Annotated in this window: 19 protein-coding genes; 3 read left to right on the top strand and 16 right to left on the bottom strand. The window is 66.3% G+C overall.

All coding sequences use genetic code 11. The annotated features are described in order from the left end of the window. Nucleotides 1–229: 229 nt before the first annotated feature. The 6 genes from ACSSV4_RS19590 to ACSSV4_RS19565 all read right to left on the bottom strand — a co-directional run bounded on the left by ACSSV4_RS19590 (nucleotide 230) and on the right by ACSSV4_RS19565 (nucleotide 4730). Nucleotides 230–1009, bottom strand: coding sequence for an SDR family oxidoreductase (locus ACSSV4_RS19590; protein WP_454276789.1), 780 nt, complete (start codon nucleotides 1007–1009; stop codon nucleotides 230–232). A gap of 13 nt (nucleotides 1010–1022) precedes the next feature. Beyond that, a complete protein-coding gene (locus ACSSV4_RS19585; protein WP_454276788.1) occupies nucleotides 1023–1988 on the bottom strand; it encodes a calcium/sodium antiporter in 966 nt (321 codons plus the stop codon). After that, a complete protein-coding gene (locus tag ACSSV4_RS19580) occupies nucleotides 1985–2176 on the bottom strand; it encodes a hypothetical protein (RefSeq protein WP_454276787.1) in 192 nt (63 codons plus the stop codon). The genes ACSSV4_RS19585 and ACSSV4_RS19580 overlap by 4 nt, the downstream gene beginning before the upstream one ends. Further along, complete coding sequence (locus tag ACSSV4_RS19575; RefSeq protein ID WP_454276786.1) at nucleotides 2157–2954, bottom strand: S49 family peptidase; 798 nt, start codon at nucleotides 2952–2954, stop codon at nucleotides 2157–2159. The genes ACSSV4_RS19580 and ACSSV4_RS19575 overlap by 20 nt, the downstream gene beginning before the upstream one ends. Nucleotides 2955–3042: 88 nt before the next feature. Further along, complete coding sequence (locus ACSSV4_RS19570; RefSeq protein WP_454276785.1) at nucleotides 3043–3804, bottom strand: ABC transporter permease; 762 nt, start codon at nucleotides 3802–3804, stop codon at nucleotides 3043–3045. After that, on the bottom strand, nucleotides 3801–4730 hold the full coding sequence (locus tag ACSSV4_RS19565; protein WP_454276784.1) for an ABC transporter ATP-binding protein: 930 nt from the start codon (nucleotides 4728–4730) through the stop codon (nucleotides 3801–3803). Before ACSSV4_RS19565 ends, ACSSV4_RS19570 begins: the two co-directional genes overlap by 4 nt. A gap of 203 nt (nucleotides 4731–4933) precedes the next feature. Between ACSSV4_RS19565 and ACSSV4_RS19560 the strand changes: the two genes are divergently transcribed. Next, nucleotides 4934–5656, top strand: coding sequence for an SGNH/GDSL hydrolase family protein (locus tag ACSSV4_RS19560; RefSeq protein WP_454276783.1), 723 nt, complete (start codon nucleotides 4934–4936; stop codon nucleotides 5654–5656). A gap of 71 nt (nucleotides 5657–5727) precedes the next feature. On the opposite strand, the gene ACSSV4_RS19555 is transcribed toward ACSSV4_RS19560, so the two are convergent. Further along, a complete protein-coding gene (locus ACSSV4_RS19555) occupies nucleotides 5728–6231 on the bottom strand; it encodes a CoxG family protein (RefSeq protein ID WP_454276782.1) in 504 nt (167 codons plus the stop codon). A gap of 145 nt (nucleotides 6232–6376) precedes the next feature. Here ACSSV4_RS19555 and ACSSV4_RS19550 point away from each other — a divergent pair, with 145 nt between their 5' ends. After that, nucleotides 6377–7456 (top strand): CaiB/BaiF CoA transferase family protein, encoded by a 1080-nt coding sequence (locus tag ACSSV4_RS19550; RefSeq protein WP_454276781.1) that lies wholly within the window; start codon nucleotides 6377–6379, stop codon nucleotides 7454–7456. Here the strand turns inward: ACSSV4_RS19550 and ACSSV4_RS19545 are convergent. The 6 genes from ACSSV4_RS19545 to trxB form a co-directional block, all read right to left on the bottom strand. Next, the gene (locus ACSSV4_RS19545; protein WP_454276780.1) at nucleotides 7434–8366 is read right to left on the bottom strand and encodes a lysophospholipid acyltransferase family protein; all 933 of its coding nucleotides are present in this window, start codon (nucleotides 8364–8366) and stop codon (nucleotides 7434–7436) included. The two genes, ACSSV4_RS19550 and ACSSV4_RS19545, sit on opposite strands and share 23 nt — an antisense overlap. A gap of 34 nt (nucleotides 8367–8400) precedes the next feature. Then, complete coding sequence (gene nthA, locus ACSSV4_RS19540; protein WP_454276779.1) at nucleotides 8401–9051, bottom strand: nitrile hydratase subunit alpha; 651 nt, start codon at nucleotides 9049–9051, stop codon at nucleotides 8401–8403. Continuing rightward, nucleotides 9041–9319 carry an SH3-like domain-containing protein gene (locus tag ACSSV4_RS19535; RefSeq protein ID WP_454276778.1) on the bottom strand — a complete coding sequence of 93 codons (279 nt, stop codon included), beginning with the start codon at nucleotides 9317–9319 and terminating at the stop codon, nucleotides 9041–9043. The genes nthA and ACSSV4_RS19535 overlap by 11 nt, the downstream gene beginning before the upstream one ends. After that, on the bottom strand, nucleotides 9312–9653 hold the full coding sequence (locus ACSSV4_RS19530) for a ScnB-like protein (RefSeq protein ID WP_454276777.1): 342 nt from the start codon (nucleotides 9651–9653) through the stop codon (nucleotides 9312–9314). Before ACSSV4_RS19530 ends, ACSSV4_RS19535 begins: the two co-directional genes overlap by 8 nt. Before the next feature lie 39 nt (nucleotides 9654–9692). Then, nucleotides 9693–10763, bottom strand: a complete 1071-nt coding sequence (locus ACSSV4_RS19525; protein ID WP_454276776.1) for a flagellar motor switch protein FliG — start codon at nucleotides 10761–10763, stop codon at nucleotides 9693–9695. 171 nt (nucleotides 10764–10934) lie between these two features. After that, nucleotides 10935–11879, bottom strand: a complete 945-nt coding sequence (gene trxB, locus ACSSV4_RS19520; RefSeq protein ID WP_454276775.1) for a thioredoxin-disulfide reductase — start codon at nucleotides 11877–11879, stop codon at nucleotides 10935–10937. Nucleotides 11880–12076: 197 nt separating this feature from the next. Between trxB and ACSSV4_RS19515 the strand changes: the two genes are divergently transcribed. Next, a complete protein-coding gene (locus tag ACSSV4_RS19515) occupies nucleotides 12077–12577 on the top strand; it encodes an Lrp/AsnC family transcriptional regulator (protein ID WP_454276774.1) in 501 nt (166 codons plus the stop codon). Nucleotides 12578–12584: 7 nt separating this feature from the next. On the opposite strand, the gene ACSSV4_RS19510 is transcribed toward ACSSV4_RS19515, so the two are convergent. From ACSSV4_RS19510 to ACSSV4_RS19500, 3 genes are all read right to left on the bottom strand, one after another. Next, entirely contained in the window at nucleotides 12585–12932 is a 348-nt protein-coding gene (locus ACSSV4_RS19510) for a DUF2794 domain-containing protein (protein ID WP_454276773.1), read from the bottom strand. A 50-nt stretch (nucleotides 12933–12982) separates the two neighbouring features. Further along, on the bottom strand, nucleotides 12983–14614 hold the full coding sequence (locus tag ACSSV4_RS19505; RefSeq protein ID WP_454276772.1) for a Y-family DNA polymerase: 1632 nt from the start codon (nucleotides 14612–14614) through the stop codon (nucleotides 12983–12985). A 93-nt stretch (nucleotides 14615–14707) separates the two neighbouring features. Next, on the bottom strand, nucleotides 14708–14980 hold the full coding sequence (locus ACSSV4_RS19500; protein ID WP_454276771.1) for an I78 family peptidase inhibitor: 273 nt from the start codon (nucleotides 14978–14980) through the stop codon (nucleotides 14708–14710). Nucleotides 14981–15209: the final 229 nt, after the last annotated feature.

Raw genomic sequence — 15209 nt, 5'->3', positions numbered from 1 at the left:
ACGATTCCTGTGGATAACTCTGCCGATAAGTTTTCCTGAACTGGAAATTTTCGTTGAATTCGGCAGGCTTCGTTGTGTTGCCCATAAATTAGGCATAAATTCAAGCTATTGATTTTGTTTAATAAAAAAGCCAACCCATGAGCAGGTGTTTGAAAACATTAGCGTTTTTATGACGCTATCGTGACAGCAATATGACCGGTGCAAAACTTCTCTGGGAAGGTCCCGTTTCCTACTCGACCCCGAGCACATCGGGCGTCTGCCAACCCAGATGCTGGCCGCCATCGACGCAGATCAATTGCCCGGTCACGCCGGGGGCATTGAGCAGATAGGCAAGCGCACCGGTGATGTCCGACGCATTGGCCCCGCGTCGCAGGATCGTCGCCTGTCGCTGGTTGGCGAAATGCGTGTCGCTCTGGCGGTGGCCCTGCAAGGTGGGGCCCGGACCGATCGCATTGACCCTCAGCCGCGGCGCGAGGGCCTGTGCCGCCGTCTGGGTAAATGCCCAGAGGCCCATCTTGGCGATGGTGTAAGTCATGAACTCGGGCGTCAGCTTGCGCACGCGCTGGTCGATCATGTTGACGACAAGGCCCTGCGCCAGCGGTTCGCCATTCTCGTCGGTGATCGGGTCGGGGATCTGCCGCGCCAGCTCCTGCGTCAGCACGAAGGGCGCGCGCAGGTTGCTTTCGATATGCCGGTCCCAGCCTTGGCGGGTCGCGCTGTCGATCGTGTCATATTCAAAGATCGAAGCGTTGTTGATCAGCGTGGTGACCGCCCCGCCGAGCGCCTCTGCGGCGCGGGCGATCAGCGGTGTGACTTGCGCCTCGTCGAGCAGATCGGCCTGAAGGGTGACCGCCTGCCGCCCGAGCGCGCGAACCTCTGCCGCGACATCCTCGGCGGCCTGCGTCGAGGTGGCAAAGTGGATCGCCACATCCTGCCCCTGCCGCGCCAGTTCCAGCGCCATCGCGCGGCCCAGCCGCTTGCCTGCCCCGGTCACCAGCCCTCGTGTCATGCCCTGCCCCTGCTCACGTCAACACGATTGCAACATAGCCCACATAGGCCGAGGTCAACAGGATACCCCAGAGCCTGCCGATATCCCGTCCGAGGAACACGAACGGGATGAGGATGAGCGAGGCCGCCAGCATCACCCAGAGATCGAATGTGAGAAATTCGGCATTGACCGGCACCTCGCCGATCAGGGCCGTGATCCCGATGATCGCGAGCAGGTTGAACATGTTCGAGCCGATGACGTTGCCAAGCGCCACATCCGCCTGCTTGCGCAGCGCCGCCATCACCGTGGTCGCCAGTTCCGGCAGCGAGGTGCCGAGCGCGACCAGCGTCAGCCCGATCGCCGCCTCGCTGATGCCATAGCGCAGCGCGAGGATGGAGGCATTGTCGACGAGGATATCTGCGCCAAGCGGCAGGCCGACGAGGCCCAGCACCAGAAAGGTGACGATCTGCCACCACGGCATGTCGGGGTCGGCGCCTTCGACATCCTCTATGAAATCCACCTCGGACAATGCCTTGATCGCCGCATCGCGCCGATGGCTGAGCGCATCGCGCAGAGCGTCGCCCAGCATCAGCCCCAGTGCCGCCAGCAGGATCAGCCCCGCGATCCAGTCGAAGGATCCGCGAAAGGCGAGGGCTATGAACAGCACGCTCGCGCCCAGCATTTGCAGATAGGACTTGCCGCATTGGCAGCCGCTTGTGTGCAGCACCGACAGGATCGCCGGAATGCCCAGCACCAAGAGCACGTTGGCGGTGTTCGAGCCCACGACGTTGCCAAGCGCCAGCCCCGCCTTGTCGTTCAGAACCGCGTTCACCGAAATAAGCAGTTCCGGCGCTGAGGTGCCGAAGGCCACCACGGTGAGGCTGACGATCAGCGCCGGGATGCCCAGCCGCAAGCTGAGATTGACCGCGCCCTTCACGAGGGCATCGCCGGCCAGCAGCAGGATCACGAGGCCAAGCGCCACCATGAGCCATGGCATCATGACTTGCGTCCCTTTTCACAGGAGCACGGCCCCTTGCCGATGCGGTAGCGCCCGCATTTGCGGCACTTGGCCGCCGCCAGCCGCTTTTGACCTGGAAAGCGCAACTTGCCGAACATTGCCAGCACGCCCATGGCCACGAGGAAGAGAACGACGATCTTCACCACCATGTCAGAGCCCGAACCGGGCATAGCTGGCCCGTTCCTCGACCGCCGCCAGCGCATCCTGTGCGAGCGTCGCGCCAAAACGCGACAGCAGCCCGCGCTTGCGGCCGTATTTGGCAAAGCGCACCTTGTCACCGTAGAGCTCTTTCATCTTGGGCACCAAGTGCCCGACGCCATCGGCAAGGCCCAACTCGACGCTGCGCTGCCCGAGCCAGAACTCCCCGGTGAAGATATCCGGGTCATCGGCCAGCCTGGCACCGCGCCGGGCCTTTACATGGGCGATGAAGGCCTCGTGGATTTGCCCCAGCAGCGATTTCAGCCGGGCCACGTCCTCGGGCTTTTCCGGCAGGAACGGGTCAAGCGTGCTCTTGGACTTGCCGGCGGTATAGACGCGCCGTTCGATCCCCTGCCGCGACAGGAATACCTGCGCGCCGAACCCCGCCGAGATCACCCCGATGGAGCCGAGAATCGAGCTGTCATCGACCCAGATATCGTCAGCCGCGACCGCCAGCCAGTAGCCGCCCGAGGCCGCCACGTCCTCGACGAAGGCATGCACGGGGATTTCCTTTTCCGCCGCCAGCCTGCGGATGCGCGCGGCGATGAGCGAGCTTTGCACCGGCGAGCCGCCGGGCGAGTTGATCACCAGCGCCACCGCCTTGGGCTTGCCCCGCGAAAACGCCTTTTCGATCATCGGGCCAAGCGTCTCGTCGCTGATTTGCGCGCGGCCTCCCGCGCCGATGACGCCCTGCAGACGAATGACCGCCACTGTGGGGTGACGGTTGAGAAAGGGGATCAGATGCTTCATGAGCCCCGATGTAGAGTGCGGGACCGCGACAAACAAGGCGCATGGATCAACTGACTTGGTCGCGCGCGAAAAAGGTCACGTGACGGGCTCAGGACTTGATCCGGTAGCCGGTCTTGAAGATCCACCAGACCACCCCGAGGCAGAGCGCGAAGAACAGCCCGATGGCGGCAAGGCTCAGGCCCACGCTCACATCCGCTACGCCGAAGAACGACCAGCGAAAGCCCGAGATGAGATAGACCACCGGGTTGAACAGCGTCACCGTCTGCCAGCCTTCGGGCAGCATCGAGACCGAGTAAAACGCCCCGCCGAGGAACACCAGCGGCGTGATCACCAAGAGCGGGATCAGCTGCAATTGCTGGAAATTTTCCGACCAGATGCCGATGATGAAGCCGAACAGCGCGAAACTGACGCAGATCATCACCAGAAAGACCAGCATCATCACCGGGTGCTGAATGTCGAGATCGACAAAGAACCCGGCGGTGATCAGGATCACCCCGCCGATGAGTAGCGATTTTGTCGCCGCCGCCCCGACATAGCCCAGAACGATTTCGAAAAAGTTGATGGGGGCCGAGAGCAGCTCGAAGATCGTGCCGATGAACTTCGGAAAGTAGATGCCGAACGAGGCGTTGGAGATGGCCTGCGTCATGACGCTCAGCATGATCAGCCCCGGCACGATGAAGGCCCCGTAGCTGACGCCCTCGACCTCTTCGATGCGGCTGCCGATGGCGGCGCCGAAGACCACGAAATAGAGCGTGGTGGAAATTACCGGGGACAGGAGAGATTCGAAGATCGTGCGGAAAAACCGCTTCATTTCATAGACATATATGGCCTTGATGGCGTGCAGGTTCATGCCGCATCCTCCCGTACGAGGCCCACGAAAATCTCCTCCAGACTGCTTTGGCGGGTCTCGATATCGCGCACGTTCAGCCCTTCCTCTGCCAGCGCCTGCAACAGCCGAGTGATGCCCGTACGCTCGCCGCTGGTGTCGTAGTGATAGAGCAGCGCATGCCCGTCATGGGCCAGTTCCAGCGCGTATTGCGCAAGCGTGTCAGGCACCGCCTCGACCGGCTGCACAAGGTCGATTTGCAGCGTCTTGCGGCCCATCCGGCGCATGAGACCCGCCTTGTTCTCGACCAGCAGGATCTCGCCGCGGTTGATGACGGCGATGCGGTCGGCCATGGCCTCGGCCTCTTCCAGGTAATGCGTGGTCAGGATGATGGTGACGCCGCTTTCCTTCAGCCCGCGCACCACCTCCCACATGTCGCGCCGCAACTCCACATCGACGCCTGCCGTCGGCTCGTCGAGGAACAGCACGCGCGGCTCGTGGCAGAGCGCCTTGGCAATGAGAACGCGGCGTTTCATGCCGCCCGACAATTCTCGGATGCGATTGTTGCGCTTGTCCCAGAGCGAGAGTTGCCGCAGCACCCGCTCGACCAGCGCATCATCGCGCGACTTGCCGAAGAGCCCGCGGGAGAACTGCACGGTGTTGATCACCTTCTCGAACGGCTCCAGCGCGATTTCCTGCGGTACGAGGCCGATCATCGCACGCGCGGCGCGGTAGCCGGTGACGATGTCATGCCCGCCGACACGCGCCTGCCCGGCGGTCGGCGTGGTGATGCCGCAGAGCGCCGAAATCAGCGTTGTCTTGCCCGCGCCATTGGGGCCGAGAAGCGCGAGAATCTCACCCTCCTCGATGTCGAGCGAGACGTCGCGGAGCGCCTGAAAGCCGTCCTTGTAGGTCTTGCTCAGCCGGTCCACGGTGACGATCGCGTTCATCTGCCCATTCCTTCTGCTCAGGCGCGAACCTAGAGGTTTGGGCCCTGAGTGCAATGTTCGTTCCCGCAGACCGTTCTGTGCAGGGCGATCATAGCGCGGTCGTGAACAGTGTGTTTTTTGGGAATTTCTTAAACCTTTGATGCGAGCGTGCTAGAGGAGACGCTTGGGGGCGTCCGACCCGTGATAGGTGAAGAGGCTTGAAAATGATACGACAGATGATCGCGATGACCCTACTGGCGCTTGGTCTGACGGGGTCACCCGCCCTGGCGCAGGGGCAAGAGCAGACCCGCATTCTGGTGATGGGCGATTCGCTGCTGGCGATGCACAAACTGACCGGGCGCGCGGTGTCGGCGACGCTGCGACGCATGACCGGGGCGCAGGTGACAGATCGCGCCATCGGCGGGGCGCGGTATTTCTACCGGCTGCCGATCAGCGGGGCCATCGGGCTCAACATCCGCAAGCAGTATCAGCGCGACAACTGGGATTGGGTCGTGCTCAGCGGTGGCGGCAACGATCTGTGGCTTGGCTGCGGCTGCAATAGGTGCGACCGGCGGATGGAGCGGATGATTTCGCGCGACGGGCGGCGCGGGGTAATCCCCGGCCTTATGTCCCGGCTGCGCCAGGACGGCGCGCGGGTGATCTATGTCGGCTATCTGCGCACACCGGGCGTGAATTCCCCGATCGAACATTGCGCCGATGAAGGCGACGAGTTCGACCGCCGCATGGCGCGCCTCGCCGCGCTCGACCGCGGCCTGCATTTCGTGCCCCTGGCCGACATGGTGCCGCATGGTGACCTGAGCTATCACGCCATCGACCGCATCCACCCCTCGGTCAAGGCCAGCCGCGAGATCGGTGCGCGGGTCGCGCAGATCATCGCGGCAGAGGCGCCGCAGTTCGTGTCGCGCAATCGCGCGTCGATGGAGTAACGGCGAACCGTCGGGTATCGGGCGCGGCGGTTCCAAAGCCGGTGCCGCGCCCTGCAAGGCGAGGCCGCGTCCTAGCTGATCAGCCGCTTCAGCCAGCCCTTCTTCTCGGCCTCCGGTTCGGGGTCGTCCTCTGACGGGCCCTCGATCACCTCCTCCAGCCGGGTGAAGAACTGGTCGGCCATCCGCTTGGCAAAGCCATCGACGATGCGGCTGCCCAATTGCGCCAGCTTGCCGCCAACATTGGCCTCGACATCGTAACTCAGCCGGGTGCCGCCCTCGATCTCCTCGAGCCGGACATCGGCCGATCCCTTGGCATAGCCCGCAGCCCCGCCCTTGCCTTCGCCGGTCAGCGTCAGGCGTTCCAGTTCAACCATGTTCGACAGGGTCACGCCACCCTTGAACGTGGCCTTCACCGGGCCGACCTTCTGCGTTACCGTGGCCTCGAAGCCGTCCTCCGGCGTGCCGGTGACCTCCTGCGCGCCCGGCACGCATTCCTTGAGCACCTCGGGGCTGAGCAGCGCCGCCCAGACGGTGGCGCGGTCGGCCTTGATCTCACGGGTGTCGCTCATCTTCATCTGGCTGGTTCCTCCCTGTTCCTCGGGCCGAGCCTAACCCAGCCCCGCGGTCCCGCCAAGCGGTCAGAAAGTCGGAGACGCTCACATCCTTGGCATGGGCCGCGCGCCCGGCCATACTCTGCGCCACGAACCGGGGAGGGGTTGGATGCTGACAGGGCTGCGCGTGGTGGAATTCGAGGGGCTGGGGCCTGCGCCCTTCGCCGCGATGATGCTGGCCGAGATGGGGGCGGAGGTCGTGGTGGTACACCGCCCCGGGCCGCCCAATCCGGTGGCAGGCGCGTGCAATCCGCTCGACCGGGGCAAGCGGTCGATCGTGCTCGATCTTAAGGATCCCGCTGACATTGCCGTTGCGCGGGCATTGGTCACCCGCGCCGATGCGTTGATCGAGGGCTTTCGCCCCGGGGTGATGGAACGGCTGGGGCTGGGGCCGCAGGAGATCCGCGCCGCCAATCCGCGCCTCGTCTACGGGCGCATGACCGGCTGGGGTCAGAACGGGCCGCGCAGCCCGCAGGCGGGCCACGATCTCAATTATATCGCCACCTCCGGCGCGCTCTGGTATGCGGGCGCGCCGGGCACGCCGCCGCAGTCGCCGCCCACCCTGCTCGGCGATGTCGGCGGCGGCGCGCTCTATCTCGTGGCCGGGATTCTGGCGGGGCTGGTGCAGGCGGCCCGGACCGGGCAGGGCACGGTGGTGGATGCCGCCATCGTCGACGGCTCGGCGCATATGATGGCGCTCTTGATGTCGATGATGCCCTCGGGCAACCTGGGCATGACGCGCGGACAGAGCCTGCTCGATGGTCCGCATTGGAGCCGCACCTATGCCTGCGCCTGTGGCGGCTGGCTGTCGGTCCAGTGTCTGGAGCCGCAATTCTACGCCATCTTCCTTGCCTGTCTCGGACTCTCCGACGACCCGCGCTTCGCGGCGCAGCAGGAGCGCACGCAATGGCCCGCCCAGACCGAGGCGCTGGGTGCCATTTTCGCCGCTCGGCCTTTGGCGCATTGGGCCGAGGTTTTTGCCGGAACCGATGCCTGCGTGGCCCCGGTGCTGCGCCCCGACGCGGCGGCCCGCGATCCGCATATGGCGGCGCGCGCGGTCTGGCAAGCTGGGGACGGGGGGCTCTTTCCGTCTCCCGCCCCGCGTTTCGAGGGGCGCGTGTCCCGCGTGACACCGCCGCCCGCGCGCGGCGCGCAGGGCGATGCGATCAGGGCCGAGCTTGGGTTGTGACGTCGTGCGGCGCGGATTTATCCAACGGACCGCTGCCATCCTGCCAGCGGCGATGCACCCAGAACCACTGATCCGGGCGCGCGCGGACCTGCCGCGCCAATCGGTCGTTGACCTCTTGCGTCATGCTCATCGGATCACCGGGTGCTATCGGGTCTTCAACGAGGATCTCGAAATCGAGACCGGTCTCGCTCCTGATGCCCCAGACCGGCACCAGCGGCGCGTCGAATTTCAGTGCCAGCTTCGCCGCTGTCAGCGGCGTGAGCGCCGGCTTGCCGAGAAAATCGAGCGGCACGCCATCCTGCGCCCGCACGTCGGTCAGGATCAAGACCGCCCCGCCGCGACCGAGATGGGCCAGCATCTGCCGCATGCCGCGCCGCCCCTGCTCGAAGATCGGCTCGCTGAGCGCGGCCATCGCGGCGACATAGCGCCGGTTGAACCAGCGATTGTGCATCGGTCGGTAGAACGCACCGAGGTCAAACCCCTGCGCGATCATCGCGAGCCGCGCGGCGTTGAAGCTGCCCAGATGCCCGGTCACGAAGACCACCGGCCGCGCATCGGCGCGCGCCCGGCCGAGCGCCGCGAGACCCGGCCCGCCTACCTGCGCGGCCCGCACGCGGGCCCTGAACCCGCCCGGCGCGTAGAGTTCCGCCAGGTTTCGCCCGGCGCCTTCCGGCACGCCCCGGATCAGGCGTCGCCGCTCGGGCTCAGGCAGATCGGGCCATATATGGGCAAGATTGTCGCGCACACGCCGGTTATACCCCGCGAGCGGCGCGACGAGCCGTGCCGTCAGCCAGCCGGTGACCGCGATGCGCCAGCGATAGGGCAGGGGGCGGGCCAGCGCGACCGGGGCAAAGAGCGCCATGCCGAGCGCCATGTCGCCCAGGGGTTGGCTGCGGGACGGGCGAGTCATGGCGGCACCGGCAGGTCGCGGCCAGCCGGCGCGCTCAAGGCTGGCGCGGCAGCCCGGTGCCGATCATCGAATCGCGGGTCACGAGCGCTGCCAGCTCCGCCTCGGTCATGCCGTCGGTGCCCGCAGGGCGCGCGGGCAGCACGATGTAGCGCATGTCGGCGGTGCTGTCATGCACGCGCACCGTCACATGATCGGGCAGGTCGAGGCCGAACTCGCGCAAGACGCTGCGTGGCTCGCGCACGGCGCGGCTGCGATAGGCGCGGGTCTTGTACCAGTCGGGCGGCAGGCCCAGCAGGTTGCGCGGGTAGCACGAGCAGAGCGTGCAGACGATGAGGTTATGGGTGTCTTGGGTGTTCTCCACCGCGATCAGGTGGAGCGGGCCGATATCGAACCCCATCTCGCGGCTCGCCTCCGAGGCATCCTCGAGCAGTCGCGCCTTGAACCCCGGATCGGACCAGGCGCGGGCCACCACCGCCGCGCCATTGGCCGGGCTGCGGGCATCCATCGCCTCGATCTGCGCGGCGATCTCGGCGGGGGTGAGGTGGCCCTTTTCCACAAGGAGTTCGCGCACCGCGATTTCCATCCGCTGCCAATAGCTGAGCGGGGCGTCGTCATCCGCGCGGTAGGGATGGCCAGAGGGGCTCATGCCCTCGTGGTGGACATGGTCGTGGTGGTCATGGGGCATGGGCATCGAGCCTTTCCAGCCAGTGGCCATAAAGTTCGGCATCCAGCGTGTCGTCGGGGGCCTCGGCCCGGTCGCCCCAGACCTCGGCCATGGTAAATCGTACGCGGTAAAGCGGCTTTTCCTCTGCGGGCAGGCCATAGGCCAGCTTTTCGGGATTTGCGAAGGCCCCGAGGGGCCGCTCGATCACGCCCTCCTTGCCGCGCAGATACCAAGGCGCGCGGACATGGCCGGGCGGCGTGAGCGGCTTGACGCGCACCCGCTCAGCCATCGCGCTGCGCCTCGCCATAGGTGGGGCCGCGCCGGGCCACCTCGTCCATCCGGGCGGCCAACTCCTCCAGCGAATAGGCCCCGGCCTCGATCAGGTTCTGGTTCACGGCGGCGATCCAGCGTTCGTAATAAGAGTATTTTTCGAAAGCGTCCTCGCCCATGTCCTCGAGCGCGCGGCGCAGCCCGTCGACGGTGAACAGCCGTTTTTGCCCGCAGAGCACCATCAGCGCATCGACGCGCTTTTCCCAAAGCGCGAAGTCATGCCCGTCCATCGGCACAGGCCCTGCGTCCTGCCCGCCCATGTCGTGCCAGCGGCGTCCATCCCAATCACTCATGCGGCACAGCCTAGGCATGGCCCGGCATGCTGTCCAGCCCTAGCCTTGCGCGTCCTCCTCCTCATCGTCGTCGGGGCGGCGCAGGGTGATTTCGCCCGCGGCCTCGAGCCGGCGGATGGCGTTCACCACCTCGGTCATCGCCGCTTCACCGTCGCGGGGACGCACGCGGCCCGTCTCCTGCATCTCCTCGCGGATCGCCTCGGCCATGCGCTTGCCCATGTTGGACAGGATGAACTCCGCCACGGGGGCCAGATCGCCGACCTGCGCCCCGGCAAGCGCAGTCACCAGAACCGGCTGATCGACCTCGCGAGTGATCCGGGGGATGTCGTTGGGCAATAGCCGTTCGGGGATATGCACGAAGGTGAAGATCGCGCGCCGCACAAGTGCCGCGAAATCCTGATCGGTTTCCTCCAGCCCCTCGAGAACCGTGTCGCGGGTCGCCGAGGCCGAGTAATTGAGGATCGCGCCGACACGTTCCACCGCCCCCTCGGCAAAGGCGCTCTCGGGGATGTCATGCAACTGGGCCGCAAGCGCAAGGCCGATCCGGTCGACGGCCGCGGGGCTGACCCCGCCGATCCGGGAAATTGCGTAGGTGATGCGTCGGGCCAGCGGGCCGGGCAGGTGGCCCAACAGATCGGCGGCGCGCTCGACATCGAGCTTGGACAGCACGACTGCCGCCACCTCCTCGCTCTCGCCCTCAAGGATCGGCACGAGCAGATCCGTTCCGGTCTTGCGAATCAAGTCCCAGGGATCGCCGTACTGGCGCACGCCGGCTTCCTTGCGGAGGCGCATCGCGGTTTGCGGGCTGATCCGGCCATCCAGCGCCGAGAGCGCCCCGGCCATGCCGCGCGGAAAGGTCAGGCCCATGCCTTCCAACTCCTGCGCGAATTCGGCGACCACGTCGGCCAGGGTGCCGCGATCGACATAGCGCATCGAGCCCATCTGCGTGGTCAGCCGCGCCTGCAAGCCGTCCGGCAGGTCGGTCAGCGGCACATCGGTGCCCTCGTTCAGCAGAAACCGCACGATGATCGCCGCCTTCTGCGCGCGGGTCAGATGCGCCGCTGCGCCGCGCCGTAGCGGGGGCTCGATCCGTGCCAGTGGTGCGCCCATGCCTTGATCCCCGTTGCCCTGTCCGGCCTCGATTTTAGAGCGCAAGGCGTGAAAAAAACCTGAACGCGGGCCGGGTTTCTTATTGGCTGAAATACTCCGGGGGGTTTGGGGGGCAGCGCCCCCCATCACTATATCAAGCGTGGCGCAGCCACACCGCTTCAAGATGCCCGGTCAGTCCTTGTTTTCGGCGAGGAACTTTTCCGCGTCGAGCGCCGCCATGCAGCCCATCCCGGCGCTGGTGACCGCCTGCCGGTAGACATGATCCGTGAGGTCGCCCGCCGCAAAAAGCCCCGGCACCGAGGTCCGGGTGCTGCCCGGCTCGACTTTGACATAATCGCCGTGATGCATCTCGACCTTGCCCTTCACCAGCTCGCTCGCGGGGGCGTGGCCGATGGCGATGAACACGCCCTTGCAGGGGATTTCGGTGATCTCACCGGTCTCGACATGGCGCACGCGCACGCCCTCGACGCCCTTGGGATTGTCGTCACCGAAGACCTCGTCAAGCGTGTGGAACCAAAGCGGTTCGATCTTGGGGTTTTTCATCAGCCGGTCTTGCAGGATCTTCTCGGCCCGCAATTCGTCGCGGCGATGGATCAGCGTCACCTTGGAGGCGAAATTGGTCAGGAAGAGCGCCTCCTCGACGGCGGTGTTGCCGCCGCCGATCACGACGATTTCCTGCCCGCGATAGAAGAACCCGTCACAGGTGGCGCAGGCCGAGACGCCAAATCCCTTGAACGCCTCCTCAGAGGGCAAGCCCAGCCATTTCGCGCGCGCGCCGGTGGCGAGGATCACCGCATCGGCCGTATAGGTCGCGCCGCTGTCGCCCTTGGCCACGAAGGGGCGGCTTTCCGTGTCCAACTCGGTGATGATGTCGCCGACGATGGCACAGCCCATGGCCTTGGCATGCGCCTCCATCCGGACCATCAGGTCGGGGCCCTGCACCTCGGTGTCGCCGGGCCAGTTCTCCACCTCGGTGGTGGTGGTGAGCTGCCCGCCCGGCTCGATCCCCTGCACGAGGATCGGCTCCAGCATGGCGCGGGCGGCATAGACCCCGGCGGTATAGCCGGCAGGGCCCGATCCGATGATCAGGCATTTGGTGTGGGTGGTCTGGGACATGGGGCTCTCTTCCTGATGATCCGCGAATTCGGAGCAGAGATATAGCGGCGCCCGGGCCGGGATGTAACCCCGCGCAAAGCGGCATTGCGCCGCCCTGGATCGCGAAATGGTGAAATGATCTTGCGCGTACGTGAAACAATATTGCGTGCGCCCGCAGTGGTGATATAACATCTGCGAATATCAGGGAGAGCAAGACCATGGCGGCATCCCGCCTCGATGAGATCGATCGCAAGATACTTGCGGAATTGCAGGCCGATGGCCGGATGACCAATGTCGAACTGGCGCGTCGCGTCGGGATCTCGGCCCCGCCCTGCCTGCGCCGGGTGCGCACGCTCGAGGAACAGGGCTTCATCCGCGGCTATCACGCCGATGTGGACCCGCGCGAATTGGGCTTTGAGGTGCAGGTCTTTGCCATGGTCGGGCTGCAGAGCCAGGCCGAGGCGGATCTGTCGGCTTTTGAGTCTCGCTGCCGGGCTTGGCCCTTGGTGCGCGAATGTCACATGCTCAATGGCGAGGTGGATTTCATCCTCAAATGCGTGGCACCGGATCTGTCGACCTTTCAACGCTTCCTGACCGAGGAACTGACCGCCGCCGACAACGTGGCCAGCGTCAAGACCTCGCTGGTCATTCGCGGGGCCAAGGACGAGCCCGGCGTGCCCTTCGACATTCTCGAGGCGCGGCTGAGCCAGTCCGCGTGAGGTCGGCTCAGTCGACCGCGCGGATCAGCTTGCGCTCCAGCACGCGCAGCACGGTGCGCAGGTCATGGCCGCGTTTCAGGATGCGGCCATCCAGGCCGATCACCGCGTATTGCCCCTGTTTGTCGCGCAGCTTGGGGCGTTTCTCGACCCGGTAGAGCGGGTGTTCGGCGGTGCGGCGGAAGATCGAGAAGACCGCCACCTCGCGCAGGCAGGAAATGCCGTAATCGCGCCATTCCCCCGCCGCCACCATGCGCCCGTAAAGCGACAGGATCACGCCCAGTTCGTCGCGCTGGAATGCCACCTGTTCGGGTTGGGGCTGATTGCCGGGAAAGGGGCCGAGGGGATACAGGCTCATGTCCCCAGACTTGCGTCAAATCCTGCGCGAATCAAGTGATTTCATACGCCTCACGCAAACCGCCCCTGACAGAACCAGCCGCCCGAGACCTGGCCGCCATGCGCCTGAAAGAGCCAGAGCCGCTCGCCGCGGGTGGTGAGCACCTGCCAGTAATCGCGCAGCCCGCTGCGCCAGTCGGGATCGTCGAACCACCATTCCGGGGCGATGCGCTCGGGGCCGGTGGCGGCGGTGACGTGATGCGCGCGCCCGCGCCAGTGGAAGGCGGCGCAGGGGCGGGCGGGTTCCAGCACGCGCAGGGCTTCGGGCCGCCAGATCAGCAGCGGGCGAGGATGTTCGGGCGTGGGCCAGGGGCCGGGGGCGGGCTCGGACCAGGCGGCGGCGAGGGTGGCGGCGGTTTTCTCGGGGATGCGGCTTTCGGCGGGGTGGCGGCGGGTGATCGCGTCGAGACCGATGCGCCCGCCCAGCCGGGTGATGAGATCATCAAGTGCCGCCTGCGCGCTGTGCAAGGCCTCGGGGTCGTGTTCGGGGCTGCGCAGCTGGCGGGCGGCGACGGGTTCGGTCACCCGTGCCTCGAGCCGCATCACGTCGATGCCGAAGCCCGCGTCGAGCCGGTCAAGCTGGCCCGCCATCAGCGGCAGGATGGTGTCAGCTGAGTGGCTCGGGCGGGCGAGGCGCAGGTCGAGCACCTGCAGGCTGCCATCGCTGCGGAACGCCTCAAGCCGCAGGTGGCGCGCGCCTTGTGCCTGCTCGCGCAGCCGGGCGCAGAGCCGGTCGGTCAGCCGCGCGAGCCCGGCACGGATATCCTCGGTCAGGCCGATCGGGTCGGGCAGGCTCAGCCGCGTGGCGAACTGTGGTGGCGGGGCGGCGGGCGAGAGCGGTTCGGGCACCAGCCCGAGCGCCTGATCGAGCCGCTGCATGAGATGCGGGCCGAAGCGCCGCCCCAGCCCGGCGCGGGGCTGGCCGATCAGGTCGCCGATACGGCGCAACCCGAGGCGACCGAGATCGTGGAGCGTGGCCTCGGGCAGGCGCAGGGCCGCGATAGGCAGGGGGGCGAGTGCGCCGTGGACCTGTCCCGGCGGTGCGATCTGCGCGGTGTTGGCGATATGGGGGCGGGTGCGGGCCCAGGGGCGCCGCCTGGCCGCGCGCGAGCGGGTGGCGCGGGCCTCTTGCTGGATGGCGTCGCCGGAGCGGCCCGGTGCCGTGCCCTGCCCGGCAAAGCGCGCCAGCGCCCAGGCCGCGCCGAGCGTGTCGGCGAGCCCGCAGCGGGTGGTCAGACCAAAGGCCGTGGCCTCGTCTGTCAGGCTGTCCACGAGCGCCGCCTCGCCGCCGAAGAGATGGGCACAGCCGGTGATATCGAGGCGCAGCCCGTCGCTGCCGTCGACGCCGACCAGCGGCGAGAAGCGATCCGCCCAGCGGGCCAGCGCGCGCAGGAAGGCGGATTCGGCGGCGCGGTGCTGGGTTTGTGTGGCCAGATCGGGGCAGAGGGCCAGCGCCTCGCGCAGGGGCTGGTCTTGGGTCAGCCCTGCCGCCTCGGCCTCGGGCGAGAGCGAGGAGAGCACCTGCCGCTGGCCGTCATCGGCGACCACGGCAAAGGGCCGCGCGCCCGCATCGCCCCGGCGACGCAGGAGACGTTCGGCCCCGAGCCGGGGAAACCAGACAGAGAGAATGCGGCGGGCAGGCATGGCAGCACATGTTCATGATTTGTTCTAAATTAGAACGGCGGCTATGTGGAGTCGAGTCCTGCCCTGAGCCCGGCCCTGAATTCGGTCCCGATGTCAGCCGCACCAGAGGCGCAGGATCGTGCCCGTGTCGTCGATATCCACATTCAGGCGCTCGGGGCGGTGGTCCATTGTCCTCATCGCACCGGGCGGCAGAATGCGGGTTGGTGCGCTGATCGTCTCGTCCTCGAGCGCGGCTTGCGGCTGGCCGACAAGGTGCTGGAGGGCCTCTGCGCCGCAGTTCTCCGTCTTGTCAGGTGGTGAGGTTTCGGCCGTTTTGCAGGCGGCGAGCGCCATCGCTCCGACCATGAAGACAACAACAAGACGCATATCCAGCCCCTCCGGTTTGGCCTCTGTCCGAGACAATGGCATTCGTCGGCCTCGCGCAAGCAGGTGTCGCACATTGTGTTGAAACCTTGCGGCATTTCGCCCAAAATCAGGATAAATCAAACGAGAGGACAGATCATGCGCACACGTGCTGCCGTGGCCCTGGAGGCCGGGAAACCGCTGGAGATCATGGAGGTTGAGCTGGACGGCCCGAAGGCGGGTGAGGTTCTGG

It is taken from the genome of Roseovarius sp. MBR-154, assembly GCF_053628595.1.
The sequence above is the reverse complement of the archived record's forward strand: the minus strand, read 5'-3'. Positions and strand labels throughout refer to the sequence as shown.

Coding starts and splice junctions, on each gene's coding strand:
- ACSSV4_RS19590 (WP_454276789.1), bottom strand. CDS start 1,009: ATGACACGAGGGCTGGTGACCGGGGCAGGCAAGCGGCTGGGCCGCGCG.
- ACSSV4_RS19585 (WP_454276788.1), bottom strand. CDS start 1,988: ATGATGCCATGGCTCATGGTGGCGCTTGGCCTCGTGATCCTGCTGCTG.
- ACSSV4_RS19580 (WP_454276787.1), bottom strand. CDS start 2,176: ATGCCCGGTTCGGGCTCTGACATGGTGGTGAAGATCGTCGTTCTCTTC.
- ACSSV4_RS19575 (WP_454276786.1), bottom strand. CDS start 2,954: ATGAAGCATCTGATCCCCTTTCTCAACCGTCACCCCACAGTGGCGGTC.
- ACSSV4_RS19570 (WP_454276785.1), bottom strand. CDS start 3,804: ATGAACCTGCACGCCATCAAGGCCATATATGTCTATGAAATGAAGCGG.
- ACSSV4_RS19565 (WP_454276784.1), bottom strand. CDS start 4,730: ATGAACGCGATCGTCACCGTGGACCGGCTGAGCAAGACCTACAAGGAC.
- ACSSV4_RS19560 (WP_454276783.1), top strand. CDS start 4,934: ATGATACGACAGATGATCGCGATGACCCTACTGGCGCTTGGTCTGACG.
- ACSSV4_RS19555 (WP_454276782.1), bottom strand. CDS start 6,231: ATGAAGATGAGCGACACCCGTGAGATCAAGGCCGACCGCGCCACCGTC.
- ACSSV4_RS19550 (WP_454276781.1), top strand. CDS start 6,377: ATGCTGACAGGGCTGCGCGTGGTGGAATTCGAGGGGCTGGGGCCTGCG.
- ACSSV4_RS19545 (WP_454276780.1), bottom strand. CDS start 8,366: ATGACTCGCCCGTCCCGCAGCCAACCCCTGGGCGACATGGCGCTCGGC.
- nthA (WP_454276779.1), bottom strand. CDS start 9,051: ATGCCCCATGACCACCACGACCATGTCCACCACGAGGGCATGAGCCCC.
- ACSSV4_RS19535 (WP_454276778.1), bottom strand. CDS start 9,319: ATGGCTGAGCGGGTGCGCGTCAAGCCGCTCACGCCGCCCGGCCATGTC.
- ACSSV4_RS19530 (WP_454276777.1), bottom strand. CDS start 9,653: ATGAGTGATTGGGATGGACGCCGCTGGCACGACATGGGCGGGCAGGAC.
- ACSSV4_RS19525 (WP_454276776.1), bottom strand. CDS start 10,763: ATGGGCGCACCACTGGCACGGATCGAGCCCCCGCTACGGCGCGGCGCA.
- trxB (WP_454276775.1), bottom strand. CDS start 11,879: ATGTCCCAGACCACCCACACCAAATGCCTGATCATCGGATCGGGCCCT.
- ACSSV4_RS19515 (WP_454276774.1), top strand. CDS start 12,077: ATGGCGGCATCCCGCCTCGATGAGATCGATCGCAAGATACTTGCGGAA.
- ACSSV4_RS19510 (WP_454276773.1), bottom strand. CDS start 12,932: ATGAGCCTGTATCCCCTCGGCCCCTTTCCCGGCAATCAGCCCCAACCC.
- ACSSV4_RS19505 (WP_454276772.1), bottom strand. CDS start 14,614: ATGCCTGCCCGCCGCATTCTCTCTGTCTGGTTTCCCCGGCTCGGGGCC.
- ACSSV4_RS19500 (WP_454276771.1), bottom strand. CDS start 14,980: ATGCGTCTTGTTGTTGTCTTCATGGTCGGAGCGATGGCGCTCGCCGCC.